This window comes from Pseudomonas sp. S30 (assembly GCF_016518545.1).
Lineage (GTDB): Bacteria > Pseudomonadota > Gammaproteobacteria > Pseudomonadales > Pseudomonadaceae > Aquipseudomonas.
Map to the genome: position 1 here is coordinate 232,391 of NZ_JACVTO010000004.1, position 14,191 is coordinate 246,581.

Annotated in this window: 15 protein-coding genes; 3 read left to right on the forward strand and 12 right to left on the reverse strand. The window is 64.6% G+C overall.

Annotated elements, in window-relative coordinates; all coding sequences use genetic code 11:
• Positions 1-52 precede the first annotated feature (52 nt).
• Positions 53-499, forward strand: coding sequence for an NUDIX hydrolase (locus IAE34_RS06865; protein WP_200138115.1), 447 nt, complete (start codon positions 53-55; stop codon positions 497-499).
• A 106-nt stretch (positions 500-605) separates the two neighbouring features.
• A complete protein-coding gene (locus IAE34_RS06870; protein WP_200604676.1) occupies positions 606-1,745 on the forward strand; it encodes a GNAT family N-acetyltransferase in 1,140 nt (379 codons plus the stop codon).
• A 105-nt stretch (positions 1,746-1,850) separates the two neighbouring features.
• On the opposite strand, the gene IAE34_RS06875 is transcribed toward IAE34_RS06870, so the two are convergent.
• The 7 genes from IAE34_RS06875 to IAE34_RS06905 form a co-directional block, all read right to left on the reverse strand.
• Positions 1,851-3,086 carry a Zn-dependent hydrolase gene (locus IAE34_RS06875; protein WP_200138117.1) on the reverse strand — a complete coding sequence of 412 codons (1,236 nt, stop codon included), beginning with the start codon at positions 3,084-3,086 and terminating at the stop codon, positions 1,851-1,853.
• Complete coding sequence (locus IAE34_RS06880; RefSeq protein ID WP_200138118.1) at positions 3,083-3,574, reverse strand: L-2-amino-thiazoline-4-carboxylic acid hydrolase; 492 nt, start codon at positions 3,572-3,574, stop codon at positions 3,083-3,085. The genes IAE34_RS06875 and IAE34_RS06880 overlap by 4 nt, the downstream gene beginning before the upstream one ends.
• A 72-nt stretch (positions 3,575-3,646) precedes the next feature.
• On the reverse strand, positions 3,647-4,792 hold the full coding sequence (locus IAE34_RS06885; RefSeq protein WP_200138178.1) for a branched-chain amino acid ABC transporter substrate-binding protein: 1,146 nt from the start codon (positions 4,790-4,792) through the stop codon (positions 3,647-3,649).
• A gap of 83 nt (positions 4,793-4,875) precedes the next feature.
• Complete coding sequence (locus IAE34_RS06890; protein WP_233631002.1) at positions 4,876-5,580, reverse strand: ABC transporter ATP-binding protein; 705 nt, start codon at positions 5,578-5,580, stop codon at positions 4,876-4,878.
• Between the two features lie 4 nt (positions 5,581-5,584).
• Positions 5,585-6,358: an ABC transporter ATP-binding protein gene (locus IAE34_RS06895; protein ID WP_200138120.1), complete on the reverse strand. Its 774-nt coding sequence runs from the start codon at positions 6,356-6,358 to the stop codon at positions 5,585-5,587.
• Positions 6,355-7,455 carry a branched-chain amino acid ABC transporter permease gene (locus IAE34_RS06900; protein ID WP_233630987.1) on the reverse strand — a complete coding sequence of 367 codons (1,101 nt, stop codon included), beginning with the start codon at positions 7,453-7,455 and terminating at the stop codon, positions 6,355-6,357. Before IAE34_RS06900 ends, IAE34_RS06895 begins: the two co-directional genes overlap by 4 nt.
• Positions 7,452-8,402, reverse strand: coding sequence for a branched-chain amino acid ABC transporter permease (locus IAE34_RS06905; protein WP_200138121.1), 951 nt, complete (start codon positions 8,400-8,402; stop codon positions 7,452-7,454). The genes IAE34_RS06900 and IAE34_RS06905 overlap by 4 nt, the downstream gene beginning before the upstream one ends.
• A 190-nt stretch (positions 8,403-8,592) precedes the next feature.
• Between IAE34_RS06905 and IAE34_RS06910 the strand changes: the two genes are divergently transcribed.
• Positions 8,593-9,492 carry a LysR substrate-binding domain-containing protein gene (locus tag IAE34_RS06910; protein WP_200138122.1) on the forward strand — a complete coding sequence of 300 codons (900 nt, stop codon included), beginning with the start codon at positions 8,593-8,595 and terminating at the stop codon, positions 9,490-9,492.
• A gap of 31 nt (positions 9,493-9,523) precedes the next feature.
• Here the strand turns inward: IAE34_RS06910 and IAE34_RS06915 are convergent, their stop codons facing one another.
• The 5 genes from IAE34_RS06915 to IAE34_RS06935 are packed head-to-tail and all read right to left on the reverse strand — an operon-like array spanning position 9,524 to position 14,166.
• A complete protein-coding gene (locus IAE34_RS06915; protein ID WP_200138123.1) occupies positions 9,524-10,621 on the reverse strand; it encodes a protein-glutamate methylesterase/protein-glutamine glutaminase in 1,098 nt (365 codons plus the stop codon).
• Positions 10,584-11,117 (reverse strand): chemoreceptor glutamine deamidase CheD, encoded by a 534-nt coding sequence (cheD, locus tag IAE34_RS06920; RefSeq protein WP_200138124.1) that lies wholly within the window; start codon positions 11,115-11,117, stop codon positions 10,584-10,586. The genes IAE34_RS06915 and cheD overlap by 38 nt, the downstream gene beginning before the upstream one ends.
• Positions 11,114-11,923 (reverse strand): CheR family methyltransferase, encoded by an 810-nt coding sequence (locus IAE34_RS06925; protein ID WP_200138125.1) that lies wholly within the window; start codon positions 11,921-11,923, stop codon positions 11,114-11,116. The genes cheD and IAE34_RS06925 overlap by 4 nt, the downstream gene beginning before the upstream one ends.
• Before the next feature lie 9 nt (positions 11,924-11,932).
• Complete coding sequence (locus IAE34_RS06930) at positions 11,933-12,472, reverse strand: chemotaxis protein CheW (protein WP_200138126.1); 540 nt, start codon at positions 12,470-12,472, stop codon at positions 11,933-11,935.
• Positions 12,473-12,507: 35 nt separating this feature from the next.
• Positions 12,508-14,166 (reverse strand): methyl-accepting chemotaxis protein, encoded by a 1,659-nt coding sequence (locus IAE34_RS06935; protein ID WP_200138127.1) that lies wholly within the window; start codon positions 14,164-14,166, stop codon positions 12,508-12,510.
• Positions 14,167-14,191 lie beyond the last annotated feature (25 nt).

Below are 14,191 nucleotides of genomic sequence, written 5' to 3' on the forward strand. Positions count from 1 at the left end.
AGAACGATGCCGCCGGTTGCATCGTCCCGTTCATCTCAAGGTCTTCGACATCATGCCTGAACCGCGTATTCGCCACCTGGCCCTGTGCATCTTCCATCATCAGGGCAGAATTCTGGTGAATGAATTCGTCGACCCTGTGAAAGGATCGACGTTGTATCGTCCGCTGGGTGGCGGTATCGAATTCGGCGAGCGCAGCGCTGACGCCATCGTGCGGGAAATTCGCGAAGAGCTGGATCAGCCCATCACCGACCTGCGCCTGATCGGTACGCTGGAGAGCATTTTCACCTACCTGGGCAAGCCCGGACATGAGGTGGTGCAGGTCTATGACGCTCGCTTCGAAGACGCCACGCTGTATCGGCTACCCTGGCTGGAAGGCGTGGAGAGCGACGGCGCAGTCTTCAGGGCGAAATGGTGCGACAGTACATCGTTCAGCGACGCGTCCCCTCTGGTGCCCGAGGGCTTGCAGGCGCTGTTGACCTCGCTGTCATTATTGGGCTGAAGGGCGCGTAGGCCTGTTCACTGGCTTGCAGCGTGTCCAGGGTCTGTTGCGAATGAGACAGAATGCAACATCGGCCCTTGCCGATCGCTATAAACAAGGAGTCACTGTGAATAGGATTTCACCATCGGCCGTCCGCGCCGAGGCAGGCCCGCCCCTGGTGTTCAGACCCGTCGATCTGGACGCGCACCTGCAAACCTGTGTGGACTTTCGAATCGACACCTGCGTGTGCGGATTCGGCTCCGCCGAGCGTTTTCACGAGCGCGACGGCCTGGGCGCCGAGCGTTATGCAGACTGGCTGCGCACCCGCGCCGAGCGCATGCCGGGTTGCCTGGTGCATCTGTGGCAGGGCGACACGATCATCGGGCAGATCGAAATGGGCCGCACGCCGAGCGATCCTGCCATCGGCTACGTCAATCTGTTCTACTTGCGTGCCCACGCTCGGGGGCGGGGGTTGGGACGCTTGCTGGAGGCCTATGCATGGACCTACCTGAGCGGCCTGGGTTGCCAGTCGATTCGGCTGTCCGCGAGCCCGACCAATACACCTGCGTGGCATTTCTATCGCAAGCAGGGCTGGCAGGACCTGGGCCCGCGTGAAGATGATCCAAAGGTGCACCTGCTGGAGAAGCGCGAAGCCATTGCGCAACCGGCACTGGTTCCGATTGCAGCCTGGACCCATGCCCAGCCAAGGTCGCTGCGGGTGCCGTTCAGCCTGAGAACCGAACGGGTGGCACTGATACCCGCCCAGGCGCCACTGGCGCAGCCGCTGGCCGATGCTCTGAACGCCAGTTTCGAGTTGCACCGGGATTTCTTACCGTGGAGCCAGCCGCACTGGACTCGCCAGCAGGCGCAGCAAAGCCTGGAGGGCGCAGCGCGGGATTATTTTCTTTCGGCCGGAGAAAAGCGTTATTTCGTGATCACGGGCAGAGAGCCTGCCGATATCGTCGGCTGCATCGGGCTCACCCCGGGTTGTGACGAAACCGACCCGTTCGAACTCGGCTACTGGGCCAACCAGCGTCACGCGGGCAAGGGGCTGATGAGCGAGGCGTTGGCCGCGCTGGTGGCCGCCCTGAAGGGGCATTCGCTGTACCTGACCACCTCTTCGGCGAACCAGGCCAGCCAGAGACTGGCCGAGGCGGTGGGCTTGCGCCAGGTGAAGGTCATCGTCGGTGATCGGCAGTCGGAGAAATTCGGTATCTGCGACACGCTGGTGTATCGACGGGACAGGGAAGCCTTCGAGAACGGGTGACGTCCATGCGCAGCGTCGTTCGTTCAAGGGCATTTCCCCCGGTCGCCGAATCGCGGTTCTGCAAGGTGAGCGTCGCCACGAGGCTCGAGGCCCCATGGCCCGTGCTCAACGTGCGCTCTTGTCGAGCATCGCCAGCAGCAGCACGTTGGCGCCCGCTTCGGCCCACTCGGGATGAATGTGCTCGGCCTCGTTGTGGCTGAGGCCTCCGACGCAGGGCACGAAGATCATCGATGTGGGCGCCACGCGGTTCAGGTAGCAGGCGTCATGACCGGCGCCGGACACCATGTCCCTGTGGCTGTAACCCAGCTGCTGGGTCGCGCGGCGCACGCTTTCGATACAGCTTTGCTCGAAGGCGATCGGCGCGTACTGGAAGATCTGCTCGACCTTCGCATGCAGGCCAATACCGTCGGCGATCTGCTGCACCTTCTCGCGAAACGCGAAGTCGAGTGCTTCAAGGGCCATTTCCCGTGGATGGCGAAACTCGACACTGAAAAAGACCCGGCCCGGTACCACGTTGCGCGAATTAGGATACACGTTGACCAGGCCGATGGTGGCGCGTCCTTCATCGCCTTGTGCCAGGCCAAGCGCATTGACCGCCTCGGCCACCCGCGCCATGCCCAGCAGGGCGTCGAGACGGTGGTTCATCGGCGTAGTGCCGGCGTGGGCGCTGCGGCCGGTGAGCTCGACTTCGTACCAGCGCTGGCCCTGGGCTGCGGTGACCACGCCGATGGTCAGGTTCTGCGCTTCGAGAATCGGGCCTTGCTCGATGTGCAGTTCGAACGCGGCATGGATATCCCGCCCGCCCATGGGCGCGTCACCGTCATAGCCGATGGCCTGCAACGCCTGGCCGATGGTCACGCCGTTGGCATCGGTACGCGACAGGCCGTACGCCAGATCGAACACCCCGGCATACACACCCGAGGCGATCATCGCCGGGGCGAAACGCGAGCCTTCCTCGTTGGTCCAGTTGATGACTTCGAGGGAGCGCTCGGTCTGGATGCCCAGGTCATTGAGGGTGCGGATCACCTCCAGCCCCGCCAGCACACCGTAGATGCCGTCGAACTTGCCACCCATCGGTTGCGAATCGCCATGAGAGCCGGTCACCACCGGCGCCAGGCTGGCATCACGGCCCTCGCGGCGGGCGAAGATGTTGCCCATGGCGTCCACCCGGATGCTGCACCCGGCCTCCCGGGCCCATTCGACGAACAGGTCGCGCCCCTGGCGATCCTCTTCGGTCAACGCCAGGCGTGACACTCCGCCGTTCTCGGTGGCGCCGATGCGCGCCATGTCCATCAGCGAGCCCCACAGGCGCTCGCCGTCGATGCGCAGTGTCTTGCTCATGCTTCAGGCTCCGACGATTTGACCTTGTAGCGGAAGTCGCAATGGGAAGCGCCGCCCATGATGGTCTGGGTGCGCGTGAGTTCGACCCGAGGGTCATAACCGACGATGAACAGCTCGTCGCGGTTGCACGACAGCAAGTGACCGATTTCGCCCAGGCCCATGGCGTGGTACATCTCGGCGTAGCGGCAGCGGTGCACGTCGTAGTCGAAATGGGTGGCGTCGGTGGCGATCACGTCCACTTTCAGCGCGTCGTCCTTTTCCCAGAGTTCCTGGAGCGCGATGAAGCCCTGCAGGTCGGGCCCGTTGGGTTCTCGGGCGGCGAACTGCTTGCCGGCATCGACCGCCGCCTGGGACACCGCCTCGCCGATGACGGCACCGGCCTTGTCCTTGCCGTAGTCGCGCACGAGGATCTCGTAGATGGGTTTGATGATTTCGGCTTCGATGCGCCGCCGGGCCAGGATGCCCAGTTCACCGTCATGTTGACTCATGTGGGGTGCCTCCATCGGTTCTCACGGATCAGCCGGAGGTGGGCCGCGCGCGCGCCGCCGACCCCGGTCGAATCAGGGCTTGCCGCCGGCTACGCTGACCGGCTGCCAGGCATTGGCCTTCACCTGGTAGACGGTGAAGGTGGGGTTTTTCAGGTTGCCTTCGGCATCGAAGGCGATCAGGCCGGTGACGCCCTGGTACTGGCTGGCCTTGAGCACGGGCAGGTACTTGGCAGGATCGGTGGAGCCGGCCTTTTCGATGGCCGCGATGAGCACGCCCACACCGTCATAGGCGAAGGGTGCATGCAGTTCGATATGCGTCTTGTAACGCTGCTGGTAGCGTTGCTCGAAGTCCTTGCCGCCTGGCATCTGGGCCACGGCCAGGCCAGGTTCCAGGGCGATCACGCCGTCGCCTTCCTTCTGTGCCAGTTCCAGGAAGGTCTGGCTGACGAAGCCGCCTGCGCCCATGAGCGTCGCCTTCATCCCCAGCTGCTTGATGCGCCGGGCCAGGGGCGCGGCCTGGGCGTCGACACCGCCGAAGAAAATCAGGTCGGGATTCTTGCTGCGCACGGTGGTCAGCACCGCGCTGAAGTCCACGGTCTTGTCGTCCACGTACTCCCGGGAAACCAAATTGCCGCCGCCCGCCTCGATGGACTTGACGAACTGATCGGCCAGGCCCTGGCCGAAGGCGGTGCGGTCGTCGATCACCGCGATGCGTTTGGCCTTCAAGGTATCCAGCGCGTAGCGGCCGGCCACCTGGCCGCCGTCATCGTCGTGGCCCATGATGCGGAAACTGGTGTCGAAGCCCTGCTGCGTGTAGGCGTGGCCTGTCGCGACGGGCGCCACCTGGGCGATGCCTGCATCGTGATAGACGCGCGCGGCCGGAATGCTGGTGCCGGTGTTCCAGTGGCCGACCACGCCGACCACCCCGGCATCGACCAGGCGCTGGGCGACGGTCACGGCCGTGCGCGGGTCGGATTGATCGTCCTCGGACACCAGCTTGTACGTCACCGCCTCGCCATCGAGGGTCGGATGTCGCGCGTTGGCGGCGTCGATGGCCAGCTGCGCGCCGTTCTCCAGGTCCTTGCCGATCCGCGCCGACGGGCCGGTCAGTGGGCCGGCCAGGCCGATCAGCACGGTCTGGTCGGCCTGGGCCACGGCGGTGGCCAGGCTGCTGACGGCGACGCCGATCAGGGCGGCGCGCTTGATGAGGGTAGACATGTGCATGTGTGCTTCCTGTGGCAGATCGCGCCCGCGATGGGCGCTGTTCATGTTGGCTCCGGAGGCCCGGTGGCGGTTCGGGTTCATTCGCCGAGGTAGGCGGCGCGCACGTGAGGGTCGTCCAGCAGGTCGTCAGCGGCGCCGTGCAAGGTGATCCGCCCGCTGTCCATGACATAGGCGCGCTGGCAGACCTGCAGGGCGAGGCGGGCGTTCTGCTCGACCAGCAGCAGGGTCATGCCGTCCTTGCAGACCTGATCGATCACTTCGAAGATCTTCTCCACCATGATCGGCGCCAGGCCCATCGACGGCTCGTCCAGCACCAGCAGGCGCGGGCGGGACATCAGTGCGCGGGCCAGCGCCAGCATCTGCTGCTCGCCACCGGAAAGCAGGCCCGCAGGTTGCCGGGCACGACGTTCCAGGTGCGGGAACAGGTCCAGCCACTGCGCGATTTCGTCGTCGACCTGGGCGCGGTCCCGGCGCAGGAAAGCGCCGGCCTGCAGGTTTTCCACCACACTCATGCGGCCAAAGATGCCGCGGCCTTCCGGCACCATGGCGATGCCCTGGCGCAGCAGCTCGTGCGCCGCCTGGCCATGGATCGGCCTGCCGTCGAAACGAATCGCGCCGGCGCTGGCCGGCAGTAGCCCGGTCAGTGCCTTGAGGGTCGAGGTCTTGCCGGCACCATTGGCACCGATCAGGGTCACGCGCTCGCCTGCGCGCACCTCCAGATCCAGGCTCTTCACCGCAGCGATGGCACCGTAGTGCACGCTCAGGCCTCGAATCTGCAACAGGGCATCAGACATGGGCGCCAGCTCCCAGGTAGGCCTGCACCACGGCAGGCTGATGACGCACGAGCTCGGGCGGGCCTTCGGCGATCACTTGGCCGTGGTCGAGCACCGTCAGGCGATCGCAGATGCCCATCACCAGCTTGACGTCATGCTCGATCAGCAACAGGGTGTGGCCATCGTCGCGGATCTTTTCCAGCAGGGTGCGCAGCTGCTGTTTTTCACTCAGGTTCATGCCGGCGGCCGGCTCGTCGAGCGCCAGCAGACGCGGTTCGGTGGCCAGTGCTCGAGCAATTTCCAGGCGCCGCTGATGCCCGTAAGACAGGCTGTCGGCGCGGTAGTCGGTGAAAGCGCCGATGCCCACGTACTCCAGCAGCTCGCGGGCGCGTTCCCGGCTCTGGCGCTCTTCCTCGCGGGCGCGTCGATGGCGGCTCAGGGCCGCCCACACGCCATTGCGGGTGCGAATGTGACGGCCGACCATGACGTTCTCCAGCGCGCTCATCGCGTTGAAAAGGCGTATGTTCTGGAACGTGCGGGCAATTCCGGCCTGGGCCACCTTGTGCACCGACGTCGGCCGGTAGCGCGTGCCGTCCAGGATGAACTGGCCTGAGTCGGCCGTGTACAGACCGGTCATGACGTTGAACAGGGTGGTCTTGCCGGCACCGTTGGGTCCGATCAGGCCATGGATATGCCCTGACGCGATGCTCAGGTTCACCCCGGATAACGCCGCGACGCCCCCAAAGCGCTTGCCCACCTGTTCGAGCTGCAACAACGGCGTGCTCATCGTGCACCTCCTTCACGGGCCGGCCAGAGTCCGGCAGGGCGGTAGAGCATGGCGAGAATCAGTGCCAGCCCGTAGAAGAGCTGGCGGATGACCTCGGGGTCCACCAGCACCTGGCCGAACAGCGTCTGCTGCAGGCTGCCCATGCTCGCTCGCAGGATTTCCGGGAGCGCTGCCAGCAGCACACATCCCAGGATCACGCCTGGAATGTGGCCCATGCCACCGAGCACCACCATCGCCAGCACGGCGATGGATTCGTTGAGGCTGAAGGACTCCGGCGAGACGAAGCCTTGGAAGGATGCGAACAGCGCGCCGCCAACGCCGCCGAACGCTGCGCCGAGGGCGAAGGCCAGCAGCTTGAGGTTGCGGGTGTTCAGGCCCATGGCCGCGGCGGCTTGCTCATCCTCGCGAATGGCCAGCCAGGCTCGGCCGATACGCGAATGCTGCAGGCGGATGCAGGCGAACAGGATCAGCACCATGGCCGCTGCGAACAGGTAGTAATAGAGATACACCGATGGCAGCCGCAGGCCGAACACGTCCTGGGTGCGGGCCAGGTTGACGCCGAACAGGTGCACCGGATCCACCGAGGCGATGCCCTTGGCACCATTGGTGAGGTTGATCGGCCGATCGAGGTTGCGCATGAAGATCCGAATGATCTCGCCGAAACCCAGGGTGACGATGGCCAGGTAGTCGCCGCGCAGACGCAGGGTCGGCGCGCCGAGCAGGATGCCCAGACCGGCCGCCAGCAACGCGGCCAGCGGCAGGATCAGCCAGAGTGGCGTGTGCAGGCCGCCCGGCAACACGGCGGCCAGCGCCGGAAACTGATCGAGCAGGTGAGGCGATGAAAGCAGGGCGGCCAGATAGGCGCCGACGGCATAGAAGGCAATGAAGCCCATATCCAGCAGACCGGCGTAGCCGACCACGATGTTCAAGCCCAGCGCGAGCATGATGTACAGCAGGGCGAAGTCCAGGGTACGCACCCAGGCGTTACCGCCCGCATGGCCCACCAGCCAGGGCGCAAGCAGCAGTGCCAGGGCGAACAGCACCAGGCCGATCCTGGCCCGTGGCGCGCAATTGTGCAGCATCGTCAGGGCAGTCATGCGCGGCTCGCCAGTCGTTCGCCCAGAAGGCCGGAAGGACGCAGCACCAGTACGGCGATCAGCACCATGAAGGCGAACACATCCTGGTAGTTGCTGCCGAACACGCCACCTGTGGCCTCGCCCAGGTAGCCGGTGCCAAGGGCCTCGATCAGCCCCAGGAGGATCCCGCCGAGCATGGCGCCCTTGAGATTGCCGATCCCGCCCAGCACGGCGGCGGTGAAGGCCTTGATTCCGGGTAGAAAGCCCATGTAGAAATGGGCGCTGCCATAGTTGCTGGCCATCATGATTCCGGCCAGTGCCGCCAGCGCGCCGCCGATGGCGAAGGTCAGTACGATCACCTGGTTGGGATTGATGCCCATCAGGCTCGCCACCTGCGGATTCTCCGCCACGGCCCGCATGGCGCGCCCCAGGCGGGTGTGGTCGACCAATAGCAACAGCCCTGCCATCACCGCCAGTGCGATGCCCACCGTGGCGATGGCCGTGACGTTGGTGATGGCCGGCGCATGGCTGGCGTCGCCTGCGGTCACTTCGATGGGATCGAGCGGCAGCAACTGCACGAACATCTGCGGGTTGCGCGACCAGATCAGCATGGCCACGGTCTGCAGCAACAGCGACACGCCGATCCCGCTGATCAGCGGTGCCAGGCGCGGGGCATGGCGCAGGCGGCGGTAGGCGACGCGTTCGATCAGCACGGCCAGCGCGGCGCAGGCCGCCATCGCACCGAGCGTGGCCAGCGCCAGGACCAGCAAGCCCGGAAGGGCAGGGAACAGTGATTGCAGCACACGGATGATCGACAGCCCGATCAGTGCCCCCATCATCAACAGGTCGCCATGGGCGAAGTTGATGATGCGCAAAATGCCGTACACCATGGTGTAGCCCAGCGCGATCAGGGCATACAGGCTGCCGAGCATCAGCCCGTTGAGCAGTTGTTGAATCAAGGTATCCATCGTTGGGACAAATCTCTTGCAGCGGGTGCCCGCGCGCACGCGGCTGGGGCAGGGAGAGGCGCAACAGTAGAGATACATTCTGTTTTAATCAAATATCAGAAAACACTATTCTTATAACCAAACAAAAATGCCACTTACTAGCCTATAAATTCGTATTTTCAGCGCTTTATATTTATAATATGCTCATCACATGAAAAATACAGAACGATTGGATAACGATCCGCCACTGCGTGCCGTACGCACCTTCGAAGCTTTCGCCCGCCACGGCGGGGTCAATGCCGCTGCCCGTGAGCTGGACATTTCTGCATCGGCGATCAGTCACCAGTTGCGCCTGCTCGAGGAGTTTCTCCAGCAATCGCTGACTATTCGTCAGGGGCGCAACCTGATCCTCACCGAGGAAGGCCGCGAGTATTACCGGGCCATCCGCTCTGCTTTCGCGGTGCTGCGCAGCGCCACCGACCATGTCCGGGAAAAGTCTGCGCTGCGCCAGGTGACGATCAGCCTGATCCCGCTGTTCGGCATCAACCTGTTCATCCCCCGGCTGGCGGAGTTTCTCGAGGAAAATCCCGGCCTGGACATCAACGTCACCTACGCCAACCACCGCAGCTACCCCAGCGATGCGGCAGACATCTCGATCCGCTTCGGCACCGGGCACTGGCCCGGCTATCACAGTGAATCGCTGATCTCGGGGGCGGTGGCGGCGTGTTGCAGCCGCGAGTTCCTGCAGCGCCACGGCCCGATCGACACGCCTGAGGCATTGATCGGCCTGCCGCTGTTGCACGACGAAGAGCGCGGCACCTGGGCGCAGTGGTTCCAGCAGAGCGGTGTGCGCCATCCCACGGCACTCAATGGCTTGCTGTTCGAGGATGGTCAACTGGCGCTGACCGCGGCCCTGACCGGGCTAGGCTGTGCACTGCTGCGCGAGCCCCTGGTGGCGCCTTATCTGCAAAACGGCGAGCTGGTGCGGTTGTTCGACACGACGGTCGACGACGGCCGTGGCTACTATCTGTGCCGGCGCGCGGACAGCGAGCTGTCCCGGGAAGGGCTGAACCTGTACAGCTGGATCCGGCGCAGCCTGGTGGGCACTTAGCCACCGCTGGTCATCGGCACGCGCGGGTGTGTCAGCCTGATGTGCCCGGCTTGTGCACGATCGCCTGATGAATGTCGCCGAGCGCCATGATGCGTTGGGCGGCGTTGAGCTTGATGGCTTCCTTGGGCATGCCGAACACCACGCAACTGGCTTCGTCCTGGGCGACGGTGGCGGCGCCGGCATCGAGCATCTCCTTCAGGCCGCGCGCCCCGTCGTCGCCCATGCCGGTCATGATGATGCCGGTCGCGTTTCTGCCGGCGAACCGGGCCACTGAGCGAAACAGCACGTCGACCGACGGACGATGCCGATTGACCAGCGGGCCTTCGACCACCTGGGCGTGATAGTAGGCGCCGCTGCGCGTCACCATCAGGTGCTTGCCCCCAGGCGCGATCAATGCCAGACCGGGCAGAACCCGGTCATTGTTACGCGCCTCGCGCACTTCGATCTGGCAGATGCTGTTCAGGCGCTCGGCGAAGGAGGCCGTGAATTTCTCGGGCATGTGCTGCACGATCACCAGGCCAGGGCACACTCTGGGCAGCGCGGTAAGCACCGTTTCCAATGCCTGGGTACCGCCGGTCGAGGTGCCGATGGCAACGATGCGCTCGGTGGTCTGGGCCATGGCCTGGCCGCTACCGGCGGGCAGGATGGCGTCCGCACTGAGCTTGCTGGCGGGCGCAGCCATGGGCGCGGGGCGCGCCCCACGCTTGCTGAGGTTCTTCACGTTGGAATTGGCCGCTGCACGGATCGCCCCGACCAGCTCGGCGGCAGACTCCATCAGGAAGCTCTTCAGCCCGGTGGTGGGTTTGGTGATGATCTCGACAGCGCCGGCCGAGAGGGCCTGCAACGAGGTTTCCGCGCCTTTTTGCGTCAGCGACGAGCAGATCACCACCGGTGTGGGGCGCTCGCTCATGATTTTTCTGAGAAACGTGATGCCGTCCATGCGCGGCATTTCCACATCCAGCACGATCACGTCCGGCCACTCGCGCGCCAGCTTGTCCATGGCGAAGATCGGATCGGAAGCGGCGCCCATCACGCGAATGTCCGGCGTTTCGTTGAGTATCGCCAACAGCACCTGGCGCACCACGGCCGAGTCATCGACCAGCAGTACGTTGATTTTTTTGGTAGGCATCTTTACGGAGGGTTCCCATTGGTTGGTGCCGGACCCAGACATTTCCAGTCCACAGGTCGAACAGGATGGTGCGGTAGCCGGTGCTGCCCATGTCCTGGGCGGCCAGGTGCAGGTGATGACGTTCGGCCAGGGCCAGTGCTGCGCGAATGTTCAGGCTGGCCACGTTCTGATCGGGCAGGTGGCGGTGCTGCTCTGGAAACATCTCGCCGCCGCCGAACGCTTTCACCTGATAGTCACGCGCACGCGTGCCATGGGCCCTGGCGTGGCGTAGCAGCAATTCGAGGGCCTCGTCGGCGTACTTGCCATCCAGCGACTGGTCGCGACGGGTGCGGGCCGGCAGCATGAAATGGCACATGCCGCCGATCAGGCGTTGCGGGTGCCACAAGGTGAGCGCCACGCAGGAGCCGAGCAGCGTGCGCAGCCGGAGAGGGCGTGTGGCAAAGCTGACCTGGCCGGGCGCCAGCACCAGCTCGGGTGCAATCAGGGACTTTTTCATGGCTTGCGATAGATCGAGGGCGCCACCAGCTTCAACGTGTCATTGACGCCGTGCAGGCTTTCCGAGTGGCTGATCATGAAGTAGCCACCGGGTTTGAGCTGAGGCAGCAGGCGCGCGACCACCTGGCGCTTGGTCGGTTGATCGAAGTAGATCATGACGTTGCGCAGCAGGATCACGTCGAACTCACCCAGGCCAGGCAGCGGTTCGTTGAGATTGACCTGGATGAAATTGACCCGGTTGCGCAGCGATTTGTCGATCAGGAATGTACCTTCCTGGCGGCCGATGCCCTTCAGGCAGTACTTGCTCAGCAGCGGTTGGGGCAGGGTGCTGGCGCGTTCCATGGCGTAGTGCCCGCTGCGGGCCTTGGCCAGCACCTGGGTACTGATGTCCGAGCCAATCACCTCCCAGGGCGTGGTGCTCAACCCTTCGGCCAGGGTCATCGCAAGGCTGTAAGGCTCTTCCCCCGAGGAGCTGGCCGCGCTCCATACACGAAACAGCTTGCCCGGCGGCGCCTTGGGCAGCACCTGCTGGCGCAGGAAATCGAAGTGCTTGGGTTCGCGGAAGAAATAGGTCTCGTTGGTGGTCAGCAAATCCAGCGCCACCTGCAACTCGCCCTGGCGCTGACCGCCCATGATCAGCTGGAAGTAGTCCCCGTAACTGTCCAGCTCGTAGTGCTTGAGGCGCTTGAACAGACGCCCGGCCACCAGCGCTTTCTTGGCCGGCGACAGGTTGATGCCGGCCGCGCGGTGCAGCCAGGCCTGGAACTGACCGAATTCCCGGTCGTTCAACGCTGAAGTGTCGGTCATGATCGCACCTCATCGCCCGTCGGTTTCAAGCGCCGACAACTGGCCAGCCTCGGCCAGGCTCGACATCTCATCGAGGGACAGTACGTGGTCCACCGCCAGGACGATGACGAACTTGCCATCGATCTTGGCCATGCCGCTGATGAAGTCGGCGCGAATCCGTGCGCCGAAGCTGGGCGGCGGCTCGATCTGCGCGGCCGGCACTTCCTGCACGGCAGACACGGTATCGACCAGCAGCCCAAGGTCCTGGGTCTGTCCTTCCTGGCTAGTGGCCTCGAGGATGATCACGCAAGAGCGCCGTGTGATGGTGGAACTGGCCCGGCCGAAGCGCGCCGACAGGTCCACCACCGGCACCACCGCGCCGCGCAGGTTGATCACGCCGCGCACGAAGGCGGGCATCATCGGCACCACGGTCAGGCTGCCGTACTCGATGATTTCCTTGATGCCCAGAATGCCGAGGGCGAACATCTCGCCACCGAGCATGAAAGTCAGGTACTGCCCGTCCTCGTCCGCTGCAACGGTGGTCTGACGGGTGGCGATGACTGCGCCCATGTGATTCTCCTGGTTGGTCCTTGCCAATGCCCTGGTCAGAAACGGGTGAACTCCGACTCGTCCGGCGCACCGGCCATGCTGTAGGCGAAGGCCTTGCGTGGCGCCTGCTGGACCGGTCGTGGCGAGGGGCGGGCGAGCGTGCCGCTGCTGGTATCGGCGCTGTTGCCATGGGCCACGGCCTTGGTGGTCGAGTCCAGCACGAAGAAGCTCATGGCCTGTTGCAACTGCTCGGCCTGGCTGCTCATCTCCTCGGCGGTGGCCGCCAGTTCCTCGCTGCTCGAGGCGTTCTGCTGGGTGACCTGGTTGAGCTGGGTCATGGCGGTGTTGATCTGCGCGACGCCTGCGGCCTGTTCCTCGGACGCGGCGCTGATTTCCTGCACCAGGTCGGAGGTCTTGTTGATCGACGGCACCATCTCGTCGAGCAACTTGCCGGCCTTCTCGGCCATGTCGACGCTGCTCGAAGACAGCTCGCCGATTTCCTGGGCGGCCACCTGGCTGCGCTCGGCGAGCTTGCGCACTTCGGCGGCCACCACGGCGAACCCCTTGCCGTGCTCGCCGGCACGCGCGGCCTCGATCGCGGCGTTCAGGGCAAGCAGATTGGTCTGGTAGGCGATGTCATCGATGATGCTGATGCGCTGGGCGATCTTCTTCATCGCCACCACGGTCTGCTGCACCGAGTCGCCGCCGTCGGTGGCTTCCCTGGCCGCCTTGCTGGCCATGCCATCGGTGACCTTGGCGTTTTCGGTGTTCTGGTTGATGCTGGCGCTCATCTGCTCCACCGACGCACTGGTCTGCTCGACGCTGGCCGCCTGTTCGCTGGTGGCCTGGCTCATCGACTGCGCGGTGGCGCTGACCTGCTCCGAGGCGCTGGCCAGGTTGTCGGCGGCATTGCGTACCTCGCCGATGATATGCGCCAGCTTGCCGACCATGTTGCGCATGGCGTTGAGCACCATGCCGGTTTCGTCCTTCGCGCCCGGTTCGATCCGGGTACTGAGGTTGCCCTCGGCCAGTTGCTCGGCGGCCAGCGCGGCCTGGCGCAACGGGCGGGCGATGCTGCGGGCGATGAACAAGGCCAGGCCCAAGCCAATGAGCAGTGCCGCGCCAAGCACGGCGATGATCGACCAGCGCGAGCTTTCATACAGCGCGCTGCCCTTTTCACCGGCTGCGGTGGCACCCGCGTCGTTGAGCTCGACCATCTTCTGCAGGTGGCCGGTGACCTCGTCGAAGTGGGTCTTGGACTCGCCCCTGATCAGGCTGCGGGCCTCGGCCTCCTGATTCTGGCGGGACAGCTCGAACAGTCGAGCGCTGGCCTTCAGGTACTCGGCCCAGGCGCTCTTCACGTTGGCCAGCAGTTGCCGGTCCTCGTCGCTGACGATCAGGCCTTCATAGGTTTCCAGCCGAGTCTCGAATTCCTTGCGCGCATCGGCCGCTTCGAGTTCGGCCTGGGCTTTTTGCTCGGCGATGTCGGTGCCGATGCTGCGGTTTTCCTTCAGACGGTAGTTGGCGGCGAAAAAGCGCATGCCTGCCGCCGCGCGCATCGACGGCATCCAGTTGCTCTTGATGTCCTGCGCCGCCTGGTTGACGCCGCCCAGCTGGACGATGGCGAACACGCCCATCACCGCGGTGAGCGCCAGGACCAGCAGGAACGAGCTGATCAGCTTGATGGATATTTTCAGGTCATAGAACCATTGCATCGGGGAAACCTCCATGGAAGTGCTA

What these genes read in the sequence shown, in the direction of transcription:
- IAE34_RS06930 (WP_200138126.1), bottom strand. Translation starts at nt 12,472, where the DNA reads ATGGGCGCAGTCATCGCCACCCGTCAGACCACCGTTGCAGCGGACGAG.
- IAE34_RS06865 (WP_200138115.1), top strand. Translation starts at nt 53, where the DNA reads ATGCCTGAACCGCGTATTCGCCACCTGGCCCTGTGCATCTTCCATCAT.
- IAE34_RS06885 (WP_200138178.1), bottom strand. Translation starts at nt 4,792, where the DNA reads ATGTCTACCCTCATCAAGCGCGCCGCCCTGATCGGCGTCGCCGTCAGC.
- IAE34_RS06910 (WP_200138122.1), top strand. Translation starts at nt 8,593, where the DNA reads ATGAAAAATACAGAACGATTGGATAACGATCCGCCACTGCGTGCCGTA.
- IAE34_RS06875 (WP_200138117.1), bottom strand. Translation starts at nt 3,086, where the DNA reads ATGAGCAAGACACTGCGCATCGACGGCGAGCGCCTGTGGGGCTCGCTG.
- IAE34_RS06935 (WP_200138127.1), bottom strand. Translation starts at nt 14,166, where the DNA reads ATGCAATGGTTCTATGACCTGAAAATATCCATCAAGCTGATCAGCTCG.
- IAE34_RS06880 (WP_200138118.1), bottom strand. Translation starts at nt 3,574, where the DNA reads ATGAGTCAACATGACGGTGAACTGGGCATCCTGGCCCGGCGGCGCATC.
- IAE34_RS06895 (WP_200138120.1), bottom strand. Translation starts at nt 6,358, where the DNA reads ATGAGCACGCCGTTGTTGCAGCTCGAACAGGTGGGCAAGCGCTTTGGG.
- IAE34_RS06905 (WP_200138121.1), bottom strand. Translation starts at nt 8,402, where the DNA reads ATGGATACCTTGATTCAACAACTGCTCAACGGGCTGATGCTCGGCAGC.
- IAE34_RS06900 (WP_233630987.1), bottom strand. Translation starts at nt 7,455, where the DNA reads ATGACTGCCCTGACGATGCTGCACAATTGCGCGCCACGGGCCAGGATC.
- cheD (WP_200138124.1), bottom strand. Translation starts at nt 11,117, where the DNA reads ATGAAAAAGTCCCTGATTGCACCCGAGCTGGTGCTGGCGCCCGGCCAG.
- IAE34_RS06925 (WP_200138125.1), bottom strand. Translation starts at nt 11,923, where the DNA reads ATGACCGACACTTCAGCGTTGAACGACCGGGAATTCGGTCAGTTCCAG.
- IAE34_RS06915 (WP_200138123.1), bottom strand. Translation starts at nt 10,621, where the DNA reads ATGCCTACCAAAAAAATCAACGTACTGCTGGTCGATGACTCGGCCGTG.